The following is a 19656-nucleotide window of genomic DNA, read 5'->3' on the forward strand; positions in this document are numbered from 1 at the left end:
AAAATGTCTAATCTACTTTAGGGAATTTTAGAATGAAATGCGCTTGCCCAGGCTGATTTCCATCACAAGTGATATCACCACCTGCGGCAGACATTAATAATTTACAATAAGCCAACCCTACACCAGTACCTCCTTTTCGCGTTGAATAAAAGGTATCAAAAATTTTTTCCGGATTATTAATCCCTTTGGCAGTATCTTTAAAATGCAAATAATTAAAATCATCTTTCTCTTCACCCGTTACCAGCCAAATAGTAATCTCACCTCTTCCGGTTTCCTCAATAAAATCCAAACTATTTTTTAGTAAGTTCCATAGTAAGTTCTTAAAGGCTACCTCTCCTATCCATATGGAGAAATCAGTTTCCAGATTCATATGAATGAATTTCTTTTGTTCCTTTCTTAAAGGATATTCTTCAACAGATCTTTTCAACAATGACTTAATGGGCATTATGGAAAAGCTTTGGGTATCAAGTTTATCACGCTGTATGTTGCTTAACTGCATGCTGATTAATTGATTACTCATCTCAATACCGCGAGTTATTTTATTGAGCCCTTCTTTCAGATGCTTTCTTACTTCGGGATTTTTCAGTTTTTCAACCAACATTTCCTGCAATTCTGCCTGCAGATGAATACTGGCCAATGGCGTGCGCAAATCATGAGCTATACTGCCAGCCAGCAAGCGCATTCCAGAAATTTTTCCTTCATAAATTAACTCCCTATCACGAGCAAACAGTGCTCCAATAACAATTGCCGCGATAAAAGTAATAATTAAGCTAAATAATGAAACATTTCCAGGATTATAATCAGCTACATGACCTGCAATATAAAAGAATCCAATAAAGCCAATACTCACACCCATCACTAACAGACTCAATGCTCCAACGACACTTGTTACCAAAAATAGAAAGAAAATCGCAGAGACACAATTCATAAGCCATAAAGTAGAACCATGGTTTAACAACGTCAGGTAGGAAAAAAAGAATGGGAGGCAAAACAATAATGTGAGATACCACAGCAGTGGTAATGCTTTAAGCCAGGATGAACGCCAAAATTGATGAGTAGCTAACATAGCACACAATGCTGTAGCAATCATTCGCAATACAAACTCTTCCGTCAACTGAAAAATTTCAAATTTCCACAGGACTCCAAAAAGAGGAAAATTAATCATCATAACCATGGCAAATAGCGTAATTTGATGACTAGCCTCTTCAGTTTGTTTACTTAAATATAGATAGATATAGAGAAGAGCTTTTTTTATTGCCCTCATAGCAGCCTAAGTACTCTTAAAAAGAGTACATATTACATCAGGCTTAAAGAGAGCTCTATCCTTTTAAAAATATTCCATGTGGATTCTAGGCAGACTCTCCGCTATACCACTTATGGGTTTCCGTTCTAGGTAAAGCAACCACGCCATGGGCTTCAATGAATGCAACAATTGCCCATCTTGCAAAAGGTTTACCAACCCGTGTTTCATCCAGTTGAATTACATCATGCCATCCTGCTGACAACTCCTCAGTAGGCATGATTTGCTTAAAATTACTCGAAAGCATAAAAATTGCATGACCCTCTTTGTGTTCCACCAACTTTAAGTTTTCCGGACAACTACCAATGCGTAAACCAGGAGAGCTTTCTGCAATTGCCAAGGTAAAAGAACCTGCATCAAAATGAGGTTTTGCCAAATATTTACCTGATTCCTGCCAGTCATATTTTAAAAATCTTAATAAAACATGGGCATGTTCCGTTTCAAACACTTTTTTAACCAGTGCAGGAAATTTTTTATCCAAAGCCTGTAAAATTCCATACACGGTCTTGTATGCTAAATCCCATATAGGTTTGGCTTTTAAAACAAAATCAAGCACAACAGCATTTGCCTTTAAAAACGTGTCATACTTTTCAAATAAGGCTGGATGGAAATGGAAAAAATCTTTCGAGTCATTATAGAGATGCTCATTAGCATGCCGATGTTTATAACCAACATCACCTCTTCGATGAAGTGGTGCAATAGTAAAATCAATGTGATTTTTGATATCCTCAGGTTCATTCAGAAATTTAAAAAAGGCATTTATGGCGTTTTCAACGACAACAGTTTCCAGTGGAAATGGGACTGGTGCATAATAGAGTTTCTGCAATTGTTTAAAAATCAACTCATTAGAAAACATGAGAGGCTCGACTCAGAAAACATGCTTTTGCTAATATTAGCAAAAGCATGTGGTGATGCCTAATAAAATTCTAATGCTATGCTAATCAAGTAAAGTTTATTTGATTAGCAGTCTTGGAACCGCGCTCATTCTCCCGGCTTATTGAACTTTGCAATTCAAGTTCACTTCTTAAGCTTCCCGCGAGCTCTTTTTCAATAAACCCACAGTGCCTGGTCAAAAGGTGATGAAATTTCTCAAACAGAGGGTGTGACTTTAATTCTTCTTCAGAAGAGCAATTTTTATTCAGATGCTCCCTTAGCCCCACCATAAGGTTAAAGAGAATCTTTTTCTTTATATCCACGCCAAAAGAGTCTGAACTATTTAAGAATTCCTCTGCAAGAGGTAATGCTTGAGAAATACGCTCGACCCTGCGATATAGCAGTATAATATTTGCCGCTAAAGCAGCGGCTGTTTCAATATCATTACTATCCTTACAAAGACGATGCATCTTCAATGCATCTTCATAAGTGATTAAACTAAGTTCTAGCTGCTGCATGGAATAATATTCTCTGGCTTTAATTCTTAATGTATCACTATCTCCTGAAACAGTTACCATTTTTTTAGACATTTCTGCCAGTTCAGAGGGTAAATACTCATCAAGAAATTTTTTATATTCAAGACAAAATTCGACAGATCGTCGAATAAAAGCATTATTTACTCTTTGTGTCTCAATGGTCTCAGAGATAACAGCTAATATATTGAATAGTATTTTCTTTTTTATTTCCGCCCCTGCTTCAACAGAGGATTCTAAAGCATTTTTGGCAACATCAAGCGCCTCGTAAGGTTGTGATAGTTTACGAAGCACCAAAACCATATTGGAGTAAAGAGTTACTACCTCTGAGTTAGAGTTGCTATCCACATTTTTATCTATTTCCAGCGCCTGACGGTATATTACCAAGGCCAAATCAAATTTTCCTGCCTTGAACAATTGATTTCCCACCTCTTTATAGAGAACAACAAGCCCCTTTAATCTTTTTTGGCCTCTTGAGCCTCATTATCAAATAAAGGCGGTAATTTAGTGCTTGCTTTCAGTAAACCCTCTGCTGCTTTAATTAAATTAGAAACCAAGACTCCCGGATTAAATCTTGGGACGATAATTTTATCTTGGTAAATATACGTGGTCAGGATATCGAGCGCATCATAATAAGCAATTCGCGCGGTTATTTCTTTTAAGCGCTCCTGAAATTGAGGCTTAGCATCAGCAATAAACGCTTCCTCATAATATCCTTTAGCCTCACGTAGCCATCTTAAAAAATGTTCCTTGCGTTCCTTATAATGATCAATGAGTGACTGTTGATGACGAGTCAGTGCACTTTTAACATCATGTTCATAATCTTCCTCATCAAAATAGTGAATTTTCCCGTCGATAATAATTAATCCTTTAATCATCGCGTCAATACGCTCAAAGGACTCGACAATCCCATGCGCCAACACATAATTAGGCTCAATTTGCGTATCCCCCTGAGTAATCACATAGGGTAGCCCTTTTTCCTGGTAAGAAAAGCGATTAAGCTGTCGTGGCTCGACTATAAAGGTGGTCAATCGTGGCTTTGATTGATATTTTTTTGAGGGCGGTAATTGCTGAAAATGAATTGCTGAATTGCCTGTTCCACACTCCAACACTGTTTGAAACCACTCCTCCTTTTTTTCTCCAGGAAGATTATCAGGAGCTTCCAAGTAAAAACAAACTTTATCTTTACCGAATGGCATACTGTAGCAACGTGGAAATGCCATTTCTCGCCAACCAAACTGACGCAAACGCTCCATGGCCTTTGCAAATTCCAAAGGTGATTTTCCTATAAGACTGTTGCTTTTATGGCTAGGATAGCGTTTAGACGCTAGAAAATCTCGTTGGCCCATGGTTACATAGGCCAACATATGGTTTTTAACCATGACCTCTTCAGAAACGGGTGATAGTTCAAAAGGCGGCGGATTCAGGCTTTGTTTTGCACGGTCATTGATTGCGTGAACCAAAGCTCGCTTTGAGCCTGTACAATCGAATGCAAAATCACAAGCTAAGAAACTCTCAACCTCCTGATTAGAAACGATAATTCCTTTTTTATCCTCTGAAAATTTTACAAAGGTTCCTTTTTCTATCGTAATACCCATATTAAGAGCAAGTTTATAGAGTTTACGCTCAATATCTTTAATATGAGCGGTTTTAGTGCTAGCGCGTAATTTTCGCCCGACACCCTCTTCCGCTCTTGTAAAAACCGAAAAATTTATGTGACCCGGTCTAACATATTTCCCGTCACGCGGACCAATCACTTTAATATTTTTTACACCAGCTTGCTTTAATCTAATGGCAGCATAAAGTCCACTTGGACCATCTCCAATAATTACAACACTCATAGTAAATCATAGTTGGTTGGTTAAATTTTGAATAGTTTATTTTAATGAGCTTAAGGAAATATTAAATGCTTGATTTGTATTTTCTGTTTCGATAAGATGTGAAATGCTGCCTAAAAAAAGAACATTAGTGGAAGCACACATGGGCATGAGTTAGTTCAACTCATAGCAAGAAACGAGGATGTTTTATGTCTCTCAATGAGATTACCGTGAATCTACCTGAAGCAGAAAGTCATATTTCAAAATGGCATAAGCAAGATACCGTCTGGATGCTCAGTCTTTATGGTACCGCAATTGGTGCAGGTACTCTTTTTTTACCGATTAATGCGGGATTAAATGGCATCTGGCCTTTAATTATCATGACCTTGCTTGCGTTCCCCATGACTTATTTCTCACATCAGGCTTTGTGCCGATTTGTGCTTTCTGGCTCCTCCCTTAAAGATGATATTACCACCGTTGTTGATGAGCACTTTGGTAACTTTGCCGGTAAAATATTAACCTTCCTGTATTTTTTTGCTATTTATCCCATTTTATTAATGTATAGTGTAGCAATTACTAATACTACCGAAAGCTTTATTGTAAATCAGCTGGGTATGCAAGCACCACCCCGCGTGTTACTAGCTATTGTACTGATTTTGGCTTTAATGGCTATTGTTCGTTTTGGTCAGCAGATGATTGTTAGATCCATGAGCTTTCTCGTTTACCCTTTTGTTAGTATTTTAATCCTGCTTTCCCTCTATTTAATTCCTCATTGGAACAATGCTATTGTTCAGCAAAGCAGCGCGATCAATGGCGAAGGTGCTCATGGATTGGCAATGACACTCTGGCTTATTATACCGGTGATGGTATTTTCCTTTAATCATTCACCTATCATTTCTTCATTTGCCGTGGCTCAAAAAAAGCAATATGGGAAAGATGCTGATGAAAAAAGTTCCTGGATTCTAAGATACAGTCATCTTCTTATGGTATCCACTGTCATGTTTTTTGTTTTCAGCTGTGTCTTTAGCCTCTCTCCTCAAGATCTTGCCTTGGCAAAACAACAAAATATTTCCATTTTATCGTATCTTGCGAACCACTTTCACACGCCAATGATGGCTTATATTGCTCCATTTATTGCCTTTGTCGCGATTTCAAAATCATTTCTTGGCCACTATTTAGGAGCCAGCGAAGGTTTGCAAGGATTAATTATCAAAGGATTTGCTAACCGTGGTAACGATTTAAATCCCAAAAAAATACAGTATTTCATTGAAGGATTTATGATCATTACCTGCTGGGTCGTGGCAACATTAAACCCCAGTATTCTTGGTATGATCGAAACGCTAGGTGGCCCAATTATTGCCGTAATTTTATTCCTTATGCCTATGTATGCCATTGCTAAAGTACCGGCAATGAAAAAGTTCAGAAATTCAGTGGTGAGTATTTTTATTAGTTTCATCGGCTTAATTGCTATATCCGCCATACTTTATGGCCTTTTTAATTCCTAATTGTTTACTGCGACCTCTTTGTCGCAGTTAGACCTCTCGCTAATTCATCATTTTTCGTATTTATTTTTTATAGATAGCGCCTTCTTCCGCCTATCTTCTCTATTATAGAGACAGGCAATTTAAAACTAAAATTCGCAATGAAACTTAGAATAATTGAGACTTAATATGCTAAAATTACTTCATAGATATAAATAATTTTCCCTCAAAAAGTGAAGCATAAATATACCACAAAAATCCATTTTTAAGATGGGAAAACTGCAAAAAACATGGAGATAAAATTTCAAAATTGCTAGAGTGGATGCAAACTGAGTCAAAAAAAATTTTTGTCATATTAGTGGTGAGATTATTGACAATAAATTACATCGAATCATTAAAAATCTTCAATATGATCCGCTTGATACAATTTAGCTTATGGAGAAAATTATGTATGGAAAAGTTCATTAATCGACATGAGGCAGGAAGAATTCTAGCGGATCAGCTGCGACACTATGCTCACAATCCTCAGGTCATTGTTCTGGCCTTACCCCGCGGTGGCGTGCCTGTTGGTTATGAAGTGGCAAAAGCACTTTCCGTGCCTCTTGATGTTTTTATTGTCAGAAAATTAGGTGTACCCGGTCATGAAGAATTGGCTATGGGAGCAATTGCTTCAGGTGCAACCACTATTTTTAATGAGGAAATAGTTGAAGCTTTGCATATTTCTCAAGAAGCGATTGACGAAGTTATTCAAACAGAAAAGAAAGAATTAAATAGACGAGAATCCCTTTACCGTCATGGCAAGCCTTTTCCTGATTTGAATAGTAAAACTGTTATTCTTGTAGATGATGGTATCGCTACTGGTGCGACTATGCGTGCTGCCATAAAAGCACTGCGAAAGCATAATCTAACTCGACTTGTTATGGCGATTCCCGTTGCTGCCTATTCTACTTTTAGCGAGATGGCTACACTGGTTGATGAAATTGTGTGTCCTTTGCAACCACTACATTTTTATGCAGTAGGCTTATGGTATGAGGATTTTGCTCAAACAACGGATGCTGAAGTGGCAGAATTATTAGCCAGTTTGCCTAACAATCATTTAAAGGACATCTCGCCTGTTTTATAAATAACTGTGCAAAGGGAGGTTGTATGGAGTATCCCCTGAATACAGAACATGACATAACCATCGTTAATGAGGATATTTCTCTTAATGGTTTTTTATACCTACCACAAGCTCCCTTAGGCTTGGTTTTATTTGCTCATGGTAGTGGAAGCAGCCGTTTTAGCAGCCGCAATCATTGTGTTGCTCAAGTTTTAAACAAAGCGCGACTGGGCACGCTGCTCTTTGATTTACTCATGCCACAAGAAGAAGCAATTGATCTTACTACTCGTGAATTTCGCTTCAACATTCCTCTCTTGGCTCAAAGACTGGTAATTGCAACGAACTGGTGCTCGGAAAAAACTTCAATTTGCCTATAGGTTATTTTGGAGCCAGCACAGGAGCAGCAGCCGCTTTAATAGCATCCACAGAATTAGAACAAATTAAAGCAGTAGTTTCGCGCGGAGGTAGACCTGATTTAGCGGATGAATTTTTACCGTCGGTTAAAGCGCCTACTTTGCTAATAGTAGGCGGTAATGACAATATTGTTATCTCCTTGAATGAAGAGGCTCTTTCAAAATTGAAGTGCATTAATCAATTAGAAATTGTTCCTGGAGCGACCCATTTATTTGAAGAAGCAGACACTCTTAATCAGGCTGCTCAATTAGCAAGAGACTGGTTTATTCGATATTTAACTCATCCATCTCAAACTTGGCAAACAACGTATGAGGAGATGTTATGAATAATCAGAATCAAAAAAAATTAATTGACGCTTTAAACAACAAAATAGAACCATTCGATCCAACAGCAGCTGATTATACCTCTCTCTTAACTAAAATTGGCAACGCACGTTTTGTGATGCTCGGTGAAGCTACGCATGGAACTGAGGAGTTTTACCAAAGCAGAATAGACATTACGCGCCGATTAATTGAGGAAAAAGGGTTCATGGCTGTTGCTATTGAAGGAGATTGGCCTGATGCTTATCGTGTCCATCGCTATATTCAAAGCAATAAACAGCTATCAGAGGATGCAGAACAAGCACTGGAAGATTTTAAGCGATTTCCCACATGGATGTGGCGCAATACAACCATCCCTCCATTTATTGAGTGGCTACGACGTTATAATAATGATTTGCCTCTAGGACAAGGAATTGGCTTTTATGGGCTTGATTTGTACAGTCTTAATACTTCCATGCAGGCTGTAATTGGTTATTTGATGCAGGTTGATCCAGAAGCAGCACAGCGAGCAAGAAAACGTTATGCTTGTTTTGATCATACTCAAATTGATCCGCAGACTTATGGTTATTTAACCAATATTGGTTTAAAAAAATCATGCATTAATGAAGCCATTGCTGTTTTAGTTGAACTCCAACATCATGCCTTTAAATATATGCGTGAGGATGGACTAACCGCTGAAGATAATTATTTTTTTGCCACGCAAAATGCCCGTGTAATTAAGGATGCGGAGGCTTATTATCGAGCCATGTTCGAAGGACGTGCCTCTTCTTGGAATATTCGTGATAAACATATGGTCGAAACACTAGCCATTCTTGCTGATCATCTGGAAAATCGCTTTAATCGACCTGCAAAAATAGTTATCTGGGCTCATAACTCCCACTTGGGCGATGCTCGTGCTACAGAAATGAGTGAACATGGCGAAATCAATATTGGACAGTTAGTTCGGGAGCAGCATGATAGAGACAGTTATGCACTTGGATTTTCTACCTACGAAGGCTATGTTACAGCTGCTAACGAATGGGGAGAGCCACCAGAACGCAAAAAAATCACTCCTGGATGTAAAAGTAGTTATGAGGAACTATTTCATCAATTAAAAGTGCATAATTTTTTATTAGATTTAACCCCTGAAGACCTTGAGCACTTTTTAAAAATTCCTCGATTGCAACGCGCGATAGGTGTTATTTATCGGCCAGAAACAGAGCGTCTGAGTCATTATTTCTTTACTCATCTAACTTATCAGTTTGATGCTATTGTTCACTTTGATCACACCGAAGCTGTTGTTCCTCTCGATAATAATTCTGCATGGACTATCTATTAACTCTTAAGTAATCAATGTTCTATACTATGCTGAAATAAACCTCACCAGAAGAGAGTGCAATGAAAGTGAATTACGTGATATGTGCTTCTCAGGAAGGATTTCACAAAATAGCTTACGCGGAGTGGGGTCTACCTGAAATAGAGGGCTCTGCAGTAATTTGTGTTCACGGTTTAACACGCAATCGTTGTGATTTCGATCCCTTGGCTCATTATCTAAGCAACCAGGGGCGCCATGTATTTTGTCCTGACATTGTCGGCCGCGGTGACAGTAGCTGGTTTAAAAATTCAAAGCATTACAACTTCCAACAATACATTAGCGATATGACAACCCTTATAGCAAGAACAGGGGCCCATACCATTGACTGGATAGGTACCTCAATGGGAGGACTTATAGGAATGGCGATTGCCGCTTTACCTAATTCCCCTATTCGATCCTTAGTGTTAAATGATATTGGTCCACAAATTCCCGTTCATGCACTTTGGCGTTTAGGACACTATGTAGGGAAGCATCCAGAGTTTGTCAGTGAAGAAGATGCAAAGCGCTACTTTAAAACTATCTATGAAAGTTTTGGCAACTTAAGTGAAGAGCATTGGAATTATTTGACCACTCACAGTATTAAAGAGCGTTCTCCTGGTGTTTTTGTTGCCAAAATAGATCCTAATATTAAAGATTCAAAATCAAGTGGGCAATTCATTAAGGAGTTTTTTGTTAATCCTCACCGGGCCCTGGAAGGAATAATTTTTGACATCGACTTATGGTACCTGTGGCAAAAAGTTACCTGCCCCGTACTGGTTATCCGAGGTAAAAATTCCGATATGTTATTACCAGAACATATTAAACGGATGCAACGAGGTCATCCTAATGTCGCTGTCATCGAAATAGAAAATGCAGGACATGCACCCATCTTATTTGAACCATCAGAGCATGAAAAAATTGCTGAGTGGTTAGCTACTAAAGGCAGTTCCTTATCCTATTAATTGATTTCTACTCCCCTTTTCTGTAGTATTCTATACCAAAGCTAATTTAGCTAAGCCCCACAAGTATTGCTCGAACAATAACAATAAGAGTTGGGTTCAATAATCAATCTACGAGGTTGTTAATGAAAACAAAAGTATTATTGTTAGGACTTTGTTGTTATCTACATTATAAATATTTAAAAGCCACCCGAAAAAAAATAACGCCTATTCGTATAAACCTTCAGGATTTAGCTTTGGCTATGGAGAGCTCATGGGAACAAACCCTCCATTAATCCATGAGATCCATGCTTAAAAATTTTTGATCTTTATTCAGTTTGCTCTAATATCATAAGATAGTATTATTGTTAAATAAAATGACAAGTATAACTCGAGCACCTAATATTTTATCCGTACTTTATGCATTGGTTTTTGTATGAATTGGGGATGCACTAGCAATAAGAAAGGCTAAAAAACTTGCTTATAAAACCAGACTTTAAAGCTGCATTTTAGAAACGATTAAATCAATTTCCCAAATTGCGTCATGTCGAAAGGAGACATTATGAGAAAGGAGCCTCAGATTAAACCAGCCTGGAATCGTGTTGCTTTTATATTTCAGGGCGGGGGAGCTTTGGGTGCGTTTCAAGTAGGGATCTACGAAGCACTACATAATGCAGGCTATGACCTTGATTGGGTTAGTGGTATCTCTATTGGTGCGATCAATGCAGCAATTGTTGCAGGAAATAAACCAGAAGATCGAGTGGCAAAGCTCAAAGAATTTTGGCAAATTATTACCACCCCTATACATTTTTCATGGTGGGATGACTATGTGGAAAATCTGGACATGAGACGTTGGTATAACCAATTTCATGCGCAAACTACCCTTCTTTTTGGACAGCCAGGATTTTTTCAGCCACGTTTAATTAACCCACATTTTATTTTAAATGCGACTCCTGATGATATTAGCTTTTATGACACCTCGTTGTTAAAAGAAACACTCGAACAGGTAATTGATTTTGATATTCTCAATAGCGGCAAAACACGACTAACCCTCTCTGCTGTTCGCATTGATAATGGTCAACAGGTTCTTTTTGATACCAAGCATCAAACACTCTCTCCGGAACATATTATGGCTAGTGGAGCCCTGCCTCCAGGGTTTCCGGCTGTTAAAATTGATGATGTGTATTATTGGGATGGCGGTATTGTTAACAACACACCCATTGAGGTTATCCTAAATGATTTACCCCGTGTGAGTACATTGTGTTTCATGGTGCAACTTTTTGATCCCGAGAGCAAATTACCTTCAACACTGGATGAGATCGAATTGAAGAAAAAAGACATGACCTACGCCAGCCATTATAAACGCGTTATAAAATCCTTTTGTGAAGCGCATGATTTGCGTCATGCGATTTCTGAACTTTACAATATGTTACCGGAAGATATTAAAAATCAGGCAAAAGCAAGGGAAATACGTTCAATGGGCTGCAAAACAATTATGACATTAGTAAGATTTCATCGACATGGCCTGGATACTGATTTGTCTTCAAAAGACTATGCTTTTTCACCCTTATCAATTAACGAAGGTATTCGATTAGGTTATGAGCAGGGTCAAGATGCTTTGAAACATTCACCATGGCTTCAATCTATTCCAGAAAATGTAGGTGCCGTTCTTTATGATGTAAGCCCACATGAAGAAAAAGAAACACTTTTTAAACACGGTCATAAGAAAACAATCTCTTCTTAGCAGGTTAACTACAATAAAAAGGAGTTTGTCATGTGTACTGCCAGATGTATCCTTCATGGAATTATTGCTGGTATCGTTGCAGGTGTAGTTTTCGCAATTTTTTTATTGATGAGCGGTAGGATTGAGACATTGGGATCAGTCATCAATATGCCCACCAAAACGGGAGGATTGTTGATTCATGCAGCTGTCAGCATTATTGCCGGTATTGTTTTTGCGCTTGTGTTAGGATGGCTTATACGTTCCTGGATAGCTGCTATTGTTTGGGGATTACTGTTTGGTTTTGGCATGTGGATAGTTGGACCAATGACTTTACTCCCCTATCTCACAGCAGGTACTTCTCTATTCTCTAAATGGACTCTTGTAGGCATTAAAGCCAATATTCCTCCTTTAATCGGCCATCTAATTTATGGTTTTGTGTTAGGCATTGTGTTTTATGCATTAAGAAGAAAAGCTTAGTGTTACAGTGATAAAAGCATTCTTGTCCGCAATACGTGACTGCGGACAAGAAGATAACTGCTTTTTACTGTGGTATAAACTTTGCTTCCATTTGCATCAGAGCTTAAATGAGGAGTCTCATGCGCATACTTATTGTTGGTGCCGGTATTGCAGGATTAACTTTAGCCGCTTTACTCAAACAACGGGGGATTAAAAGTGAGATTATTGAGCGGCAGCCTGATTTTGCTCACAGTGGTTATATGTTAGGCCTTTATCCGTTAGGCAGTAAAGTTTTATATGGTCTGGGACTGATGCAAAATTTCTTGGACTCAACCACCGCCGGTGATACCTATGTAATGTGTAATGGCGATGGTTCTGTTATTCAAGAATTAGCATTTCATGAGCTTTTTACTCACTATGGACCTTACCGTTGCTGCTCCCGTAAAGCATTGATTGAAACGCTAATGAAAAGTTGTGAAGGATTAGCCATTAAATTCAATACTACAATACAAACCCTCAATCAGTTTAACGCTAAAGTTCATGCCATTTTAACGGATGGCACCCAGGGAGAGTATGATCTTGTTGTCGGCGCCGACGGCATGCATTCCAGCGTTCGAAAATTAATTCTTACAGCAAAAGATTATAAATATTACGATACTGGCTGGGGTGGCTGGGTATGGTGGACTGATAGTGAAACGCTTAATAAAAATGAAATAAGGGAATTTTGGGGAGCCGGTAATTTTTTTGGTATTTATCCGACAGAGGAAAAATTTGGTGTGATTGCCGCAGGCCCTACCTCAGAAAAAGAAATAAAACCTTATGCCGGCCGTACTAAAGAGATTATAAAGCAATTTCCTGAACTGCATGCTCAATATCCAACAATTTTTTCACAATTACCTGCAGATAATGAAGACTCATTTTTTTATTGGCCGTTAAGCGATGTTCGTTCATAAAGATCGCGTTGTACTTTTGGGTGATGCCGCGGCAGGTTTTTTACCGACAGCAGGCATTGGTGCTTCAATGGCGATGGAGTCTGCTGCTGTGCTTGCGGAAGAACTTTCCAGAACAGACAGAACTTATCTTCACTGGGCTTTGTCGCTTTATCAAAAACGTCGACAGAAACGAGTGGAAAAGGCCCAAAACGATTCACGTCAACTGGCAAAATATATGTTCGTGAAATCGGAAGTTTGGGCCAAGTTAAGAAATAAATTATTAAAATATTATTCTATTAAAAATATGGCTAAAGGAATTGATAAAAGTTTTCAGGAACCTATTTGAATGGCTTATTTATACCATCAATTAACCGCGTATAAGGACGTTGGGTTGAAAACAATCAACCAACGAGTATATACAATTAATAGTTGGGTGAAAGCACTCAAACCTGACGCGATGGGATTCCTATGCTGAAATGAATCTTAATTCTACAAAACTCTATTATTATCTAATTCCTTCGTTGTTACTTGTTGCAACCATTTTCATTGAATGGCAACTAATTCTTGCTATTAACCATTCGTTTTTCAGCTACTCTCTGGATGACCCCTATATCCATTTATCACTCGCCAAACATATTGGCATCGGTGAATATGGGGTTAATAAAGGGGAAGTTTCCAGCCCCTCATCGAGCATCCTATGGCCTTTTTTGCTTGCCCCATTTTCTTTTTTCTCCTTTTTTGAGTTCGTTCCTCTTATCTTAAACAGCCTTTTCTCTGGCCTTATTTTAATAGTTTTTATTTCAGTATGCCTATCTGTAGAGACTGACCAATCAAAAGTACACTGGAAAAATGTGGTGCTTTTTTGCTTGCTAATTCCTTCGCTTAATCTGATTGGCCTTATATTTTCAGGCATGGAACACTCCCTGCAAATGTTGTTGAGTGTTCTTATCATGGCGGGACTCATTGAAGAAAGCAGGACACAACGTTATTCTAAATGGTTAGCCCTTGTTATCGTCCTGGCTCCTCTGGTACGGTACGAAACCTTGGCCATCGCTGTTCCTGCCTTGATTTTTCTATTTTACAGAGGACACCGAAGCGAAACTCTTATTACCAGTGTTATAATGCTGAGTCTGTTAGGGTTGTTCTCTCTATTTCTCTATTATATTGGTCAACCCCCTCTCACTGCCTCCATACTACTTAAAATTGATTTTGGCCATAACGTATCTTTGGGCGAAAAATTATTTGATGGATTTAGTCTAAATCTGACTCAACGTCAAGCGCTTATTTTTCTCATCCTGGCGTTCGGTTTAATAGTTATTATTGCTTTCTCTCAATGGGCTGCTGTTAAAAAACAATTATTAATTGTTGCTACTTCGGCGTTAATACTACATTTGGTTTTGGGTAGATTTAACTGGTTTCATCGCTATGAAGTGTACCTTTACGCAGCTGTTTTATTGCTCATTTTTTACCTTTATTTTGCTAATTATCATCAACTTAAAAATCCCATTCTTTGGTACATAATTTTTATAGGCGGCCTTATCTTTGGCAGTTATCCTTATTTCACAGTTTTGGCCAGTTTGCCAAAAGCAACAAACAATATCTATCATCAACAGTTCCAAATGCGAAGATTTGTACTGGAGTGGCTTAAGGGGCCAGTGGCGGTAAATGATATAGGCTGGATTTCTTTTAACAATCCTTATTATGTATTAGATCTCTGGGGGCTTGGAAACTATGAAAACTACCGAAAAAGAAGAAATAGAAAAGATCCTCTCTGGATGGATGAGGCTGTAAAAAAATCAGGTATTAAACTGGTTATGTTATATAACAACTGGTTTGATACGCTTCCCAGGAACTGGGTCTTGTTAGGTTGTTTATCTTTTTCAGGAGCTCGCGTATCAGCGGCAAATACAACAGTCTATTTTTATGCCACTGAGCAAAACTATGCTCCCGAGCTTAAACAAAAAATAAGTTTCTTTATCAATACATTACCCCAGGAAGATAAATTTAAATTTAATTGTAAATAATGCAGAATAAACGCCTCTAATAGCAAATAGATAATCTAATGGCAGGAATTCCCGCCAACTTCATAGATAGCGGTAGCAATGGTTTGCTGCCAGGATGATGAGTTGTAGCAGCTAGCATTGTGCCATACTTAACACAGACTATTTTCCTAATAAAGAAATAATTTGAAATAAATTCATGGTTACTAAAGAATGGCTTAATTTAACACCTCAAGGTCTTTATTGCATACCTGGCAAGTTCTACATTGATCCTGTTGATAAGGTAGAAAGTGCCATTATTACTCATGCACACAGTGACCATGCTTTGCCTGGTCATCACAAAATTTTAGCCAGTCCTGAAACGATAGCTATTATGCAATTGCGCTACGGGAAAGAATCAACACTCCATTGGCAAAGCTTATCTTGTTTTAATTCTATTGTTATTAATCAGGTGAAGCTGACTTTTTTGCCTGCCGGGCATGTACTGGGAAGCGTACAGGTCGTGCTTGAATACGCCCATAACCGCATCACTATTTCTGGCGATTACAAACGCCGCTTTGACCCAACTTGCCTTCCTTTTGCAACATTACCCTGTGACCTTTTTGTTACTGAAGCAACATTTGGTTTGCCCATTTTTAAACATCCACCCATTGAAAATGAACTTAAAAAATTACTAGATTCTCTGGCAACCTTCTCTACCTGCCACTTGGTAGGTGCGTACCCGTTAGGAAAGTGTCAGCGATTAATTAAGTCATTACGCGTATTGGGTTACGACGAACCCATTTATCTGCATGGGGCATTGGTTAAACTGTGTCAGCTTTATGAATCATTCGGTATTTCACTTGGTGAGCTTAGGCTTGCCAGTACATTGGATGCAAAGTCTTCGGCTGGAAAAATAATATTGTGCCCACCTGCAGCCCTTAATGACAGATGGACACGGCGTTTTGGTAGTCTAGTTAAGGCATTTGCTTCAGGATGGATGCAAATTCGTGCCCGAGCTAAGCAAAAATCAGTCGAATTACCACTTATCATTTCTGATCATGCGGATTGGCCTGAATTGTTAACAACAATTGAGGATATTCAGCCTGAGGAAATCTGGGTGACTCATGGACAGGAAGAAGCATTAGTCTATCAAGCACTAAAAGAAGGCTATAAAGCACGCCCTTTACATCTTATGGGTTATGAGGATGAGGACTGAACAATGAAAAAATTTGCTCAGCTATTAAACAGTCTTTATTTTTCATACAGCAATCTCGCCAAACTGCGCCTGTTACAAAATTTTTTCGCGACGACCCCAGATCCTGAGCGAGGCTATGCCATTGCTATTTTGGCTGATACACATGAATTCCCTACTTTTACACGCGCCTTAATACGTGAATTAATTGATGAACGCATTGATCATTATTTATTTTCCCTGGCCAATGATTATGTAGGTGATATCTCTGAAACATTGGCTTTAGCATGGCCTGAAGCAGTGAAGAAATTGCCTAAACTGCCAACGCTTACTGAGGTTATTCATACTCTTAATAAAATACCCGCAAGGCTAATGGCAGACTATCTTATTGAGTTATTGGATAACGCTAACGTCATTGAACGTTGGGCGCTGTTAAAATTAGGTACAGGAAGTTTAAGAGTTGGGGTATCTGCTCGCTTTGTCAAAAAGGCATTGGCCCAGTATGGAAAGGTCGATATTAAAGACATTGAACATGTTTGGCATGGTTTAAACCCCCCTTATATTGAACTATTTGCATGGCTTGAAGGAAAACAGGCTGCTCCCGAACTATCTGAAGCCGTTTTTTTTCATCCAGTGATGTTATCTCATCCTCTCAAAGAAAAAGATTTACCTTTAATTACTGCTGATATTTTTTTTGCTGAGCATAAATATGATGGTATTCGAGTACAACTGGTCAGCAGCGCACAGAATAAAGCCCTTTACTCCCGCACTGGCGATAATATTAGTGGTTCATTTCCAGACGTGTTGCGTGAAATCAGTACTGATGTTGTGCTAGATGGTGAATTAGTCATTAAAAGTAAAACAGCTATCGGTAGTTTTAATGATTTGCAGCAGCGACTGAATCGGAAAAAAATTAGCGACAAGATTCTTAGAGAGCAACCTGCTGCTATCGTTTTATACGATATTTTACAAGAAGGCTCTACTGATTTTCGTAGCTTACCTTTAAAAGAACGACGCCAAAAACTTCAAGATTGGTATAGACGTCATCAGCCCTCAAATATGTGGTTATCTGAACTTTTATCCTTCAGCGACACAGAGAGTCTTCTTCAGTTAAAAGAAACCGTTCTTGCAGAGCAACACGTTGCGGTTGAGGGGTTGATGCTAAAACGCAAAAATAGTCCTTATATTGCTGGTAGACCAGTAGGACATTGGTATAAATGGAAAAGAGATCCTCATTTAATCGATGCCGTGTTGATGTACGCGCAACGGGGACATGGAAAGCGCTCCTCATTTTATTCCGATTATACGTTTGGCCTGTGGCAAGGGAACAGGTTGTTGCCTATTGGCAAAGCCTATTTTGGCTTCACTGATGAAGAATTATATCAATTAGACAAATGGATTCGTCATCATACCCTGCACCACTATGGACCGGTGAGAGAGGTGGAAAAAGCGCTGGTTTTTGAAGTGGCATTTGATGCCGTGAATTTTTCCTCGCGCCACAAATCAGGCGTAGCGTTGCGTTTTCCACGAATCAACCGGATCCGCTGGGACAAGCCCGCTACTGAAGCAGATCAGCTGGAAACACTTTTAGCGCTTATTAACTAATTAAAACTTGTTATAAGAAGGACAAGATCACTTTGAACACGATTATTCTGCGCAAGTTACCGTCATCTTGAGCAGAGCCAAGGATCCCTAGCAGATAAATCCCGCTCTTTGAACGAAAGGATCCTTCAAGCGACGATGTCGCTTTCAGGATGACGTGTGTTGAACTCTTTTATATATTTTTTACCTCTCGTCATCCAGAACGCGGCAAAGCCGCATGAGGGATCTTCTGCAAGTAGAACCCTGAACCATATTGAATTCTTCGCTTTGCTCAAGATGACGTGTGTTGAGCTCTTTTATATTTTTTACCTCCCGTCATCTAGAATGCGGCAAAGCCGCATGAGGGATCTTCTACAAGTAAAACCCTGAACCATATTGAATTCTTCGCTTTGCTCAAGATGACGTGTGTTGAGCTCTTTTATATATTTTTTACCTCCCGTCATCCAGAATGCGGCAAAGACGCATGAGGGATCTTCTGCAAGTAGAACCCTGAACCATATTGAATTCTTCGCTTTGCTCAAGATGACGTGTGTTGAGCTCTTTTATATATTTTTTACCTCCCGTCATCCAGAATGCGGCAAAGACGCATGAGGGATCTTCTGCAAGTAGAACCCTGAACCATATTGAATTCTTCGCTTTGCTCAAGATGACGCCTTGTTGTTTATAATGTAGATAAAGTATGAGGTTGCCCAGTGGTCATAAGCTCTGAATCTTTTAAAAACTATTGCCATCTATTATAGTAAGGTAGCTTGATTAACTTGGGAAACACGGATGTCTTTACAGTTAAGTTGGCGTTTAATCAAAGAAACCATTGCAGGCTGGAGTAAAGACAGGGTCTCTACTTTGGCGGCAGCGCTTGCCTATTACACTATTTTTTCAATCGGTCCATTACTTATCATCTGTATAGCCATTGCCGGCTTGGTCTTTGGTAAAGAGGCCATACAAACCCAGGTTTTACACCAAATTGAGAATATGTTTGGTAGTGGTAGCGCAAAACAAATTCAAACCATGTTAATGCACGCTTTTGAACCTACCACCAGCCTGCTCGCACAAATTATCGGCATAATTATTTTACTTTTTGGTGCCGCAGGTGTTTTTAGTGAATTGCAGAACGGCTTAAATAAAATTTGGCATGTAGAAGCGAGAGCAGCCAAAGGGTGGCTTGGTATGATAAAAGACCGATTCTGGTCTTTTACAATGGTTCTAGGCATAGGGTTTTTATTGTTGGTTTCATTGCTTTTGACCGTTTTATTGACTGCAATGAGTGATTTTTTAAGCCAATTTTTGCCAGGCGGTGCTTTGCTGGGTCTAATGCTTAATTTTCTCATTTCTCTTGGCGGAATCACTGTATTATTTGCAATGATTTTTAAGATTCTACCTAACGTTGATCTTCGATGGCGTGATGTATGGTTAGGTGCTTTCATAACCACTTTATTATTTACAGTAGGCAAATTTTTATTAGGCATTTACCTTGGCAGCAGTAATATAGACAATGGTTTTGGAGCTGCAGCATCCTTAATTATTATGCTTATTTGGGTCTATTATTCGGCGCAAATTCTTTTTTTAGGGGCAGAATTTACCAAAGCTTATGTCAATCGAAAACATTGATCAAAAAATAAAGCTCATGTCCCCATCTTAAACATGCAAGCTCGTTTTTTTTC

At 38.8% G+C, this 19656-nt stretch carries 19 protein-coding genes; 15 read left to right on the forward strand and 4 right to left on the reverse strand.

From position 1 onward, the window contains the following. Positions 1–7 precede the first annotated feature (7 nt). The 4 genes from clem_RS07255 to clem_RS07270 all read right to left on the reverse strand — a co-directional run bounded on the left by clem_RS07255 (position 8) and on the right by clem_RS07270 (position 4547). On the reverse strand, positions 8–1264 hold the full coding sequence (locus clem_RS07255; RefSeq protein WP_094091022.1) for a sensor histidine kinase: 1257 nt from the start codon (positions 1262–1264) through the stop codon (positions 8–10). An 85-nt stretch (positions 1265–1349) separates the two neighbouring features. Then, entirely contained in the window at positions 1350–2156 is an 807-nt protein-coding gene (locus tag clem_RS07260; protein ID WP_094091023.1) for a hypothetical protein, read from the reverse strand. An 85-nt stretch (positions 2157–2241) separates the two neighbouring features. Beyond that, entirely contained in the window at positions 2242–3099 is an 858-nt protein-coding gene (locus clem_RS07265; protein WP_157698201.1) for a hypothetical protein, read from the reverse strand. 62 nt (positions 3100–3161) lie between these two features. Beyond that, complete coding sequence (locus clem_RS07270) at positions 3162–4547, reverse strand: ubiquitin-activating E1 family protein (RefSeq protein WP_094091025.1); 1386 nt, start codon at positions 4545–4547, stop codon at positions 3162–3164. A 185-nt stretch (positions 4548–4732) separates the two neighbouring features. Here clem_RS07270 and clem_RS07275 point away from each other — a divergent pair, with 185 nt between their 5' ends. From clem_RS07275 to clem_RS07335, 15 genes are all read left to right on the forward strand, one after another. Next, positions 4733–6028, forward strand: a complete 1296-nt coding sequence (locus clem_RS07275; RefSeq protein WP_094091026.1) for a serine/threonine transporter — start codon at positions 4733–4735, stop codon at positions 6026–6028. A 427-nt stretch (positions 6029–6455) separates the two neighbouring features. Then, positions 6456–7127, forward strand: a complete 672-nt coding sequence (locus clem_RS07280; protein ID WP_094091027.1) for a phosphoribosyltransferase — start codon at positions 6456–6458, stop codon at positions 7125–7127. 23 nt (positions 7128–7150) lie between these two features. Continuing rightward, positions 7151–7480, forward strand: a complete 330-nt coding sequence (locus tag clem_RS15335) for a hypothetical protein (RefSeq protein ID WP_332460213.1) — start codon at positions 7151–7153, stop codon at positions 7478–7480. After that, a complete protein-coding gene (locus tag clem_RS15340; RefSeq protein WP_332460214.1) occupies positions 7471–7842 on the forward strand; it encodes a dienelactone hydrolase family protein in 372 nt (123 codons plus the stop codon). The genes clem_RS15335 and clem_RS15340 overlap by 10 nt, the downstream gene beginning before the upstream one ends. Continuing rightward, on the forward strand, positions 7839–9155 hold the full coding sequence (locus clem_RS07290) for an erythromycin esterase family protein (protein ID WP_094091028.1): 1317 nt from the start codon (positions 7839–7841) through the stop codon (positions 9153–9155). Before clem_RS15340 ends, clem_RS07290 begins: the two co-directional genes overlap by 4 nt. A gap of 59 nt (positions 9156–9214) precedes the next feature. Then, a complete protein-coding gene (locus clem_RS07295; protein ID WP_094091029.1) occupies positions 9215–10132 on the forward strand; it encodes an alpha/beta fold hydrolase in 918 nt (305 codons plus the stop codon). Positions 10133–10254: 122 nt separating this feature from the next. Continuing rightward, complete coding sequence (locus tag clem_RS15090; RefSeq protein WP_232505426.1) at positions 10255–10404, forward strand: hypothetical protein; 150 nt, start codon at positions 10255–10257, stop codon at positions 10402–10404. Between the two features lie 266 nt (positions 10405–10670). After that, complete coding sequence (locus clem_RS07300) at positions 10671–11852, forward strand: patatin-like phospholipase family protein (RefSeq protein ID WP_094091030.1); 1182 nt, start codon at positions 10671–10673, stop codon at positions 11850–11852. A 30-nt stretch (positions 11853–11882) separates the two neighbouring features. Then, positions 11883–12308, forward strand: a complete 426-nt coding sequence (locus tag clem_RS07305) for a hypothetical protein (protein ID WP_094091031.1) — start codon at positions 11883–11885, stop codon at positions 12306–12308. A 119-nt stretch (positions 12309–12427) separates the two neighbouring features. Next, a complete protein-coding gene (locus tag clem_RS07310; protein ID WP_157698202.1) occupies positions 12428–13240 on the forward strand; it encodes an FAD-dependent oxidoreductase in 813 nt (270 codons plus the stop codon). Continuing rightward, on the forward strand, positions 13227–13565 hold the full coding sequence (locus clem_RS15295) for an FAD-dependent oxidoreductase (RefSeq protein ID WP_094091033.1): 339 nt from the start codon (positions 13227–13229) through the stop codon (positions 13563–13565). The genes clem_RS07310 and clem_RS15295 overlap by 14 nt, the downstream gene beginning before the upstream one ends. 130 nt (positions 13566–13695) lie before the next feature. Continuing rightward, positions 13696–15243 (forward strand): hypothetical protein, encoded by a 1548-nt coding sequence (locus tag clem_RS07320; RefSeq protein WP_094091034.1) that lies wholly within the window; start codon positions 13696–13698, stop codon positions 15241–15243. Positions 15244–15418: 175 nt separating this feature from the next. Continuing rightward, positions 15419–16417 carry a ligase-associated DNA damage response exonuclease gene (locus clem_RS07325; RefSeq protein WP_094091035.1) on the forward strand — a complete coding sequence of 333 codons (999 nt, stop codon included), beginning with the start codon at positions 15419–15421 and terminating at the stop codon, positions 16415–16417. A gap of 3 nt (positions 16418–16420) precedes the next feature. After that, complete coding sequence (locus clem_RS07330; protein WP_094091036.1) at positions 16421–17998, forward strand: cisplatin damage response ATP-dependent DNA ligase; 1578 nt, start codon at positions 16421–16423, stop codon at positions 17996–17998. A gap of 768 nt (positions 17999–18766) precedes the next feature. After that, positions 18767–19603: a YihY/virulence factor BrkB family protein gene (locus clem_RS07335; protein ID WP_094091037.1), complete on the forward strand. Its 837-nt coding sequence runs from the start codon at positions 18767–18769 to the stop codon at positions 19601–19603. The last annotated feature ends 53 nt before the right edge of the window (positions 19604–19656 follow it).

Source organism: Legionella clemsonensis (assembly GCF_002240035.1).
Classification (GTDB): Bacteria; Pseudomonadota; Gammaproteobacteria; order Legionellales; family Legionellaceae; genus Tatlockia; species Tatlockia clemsonensis.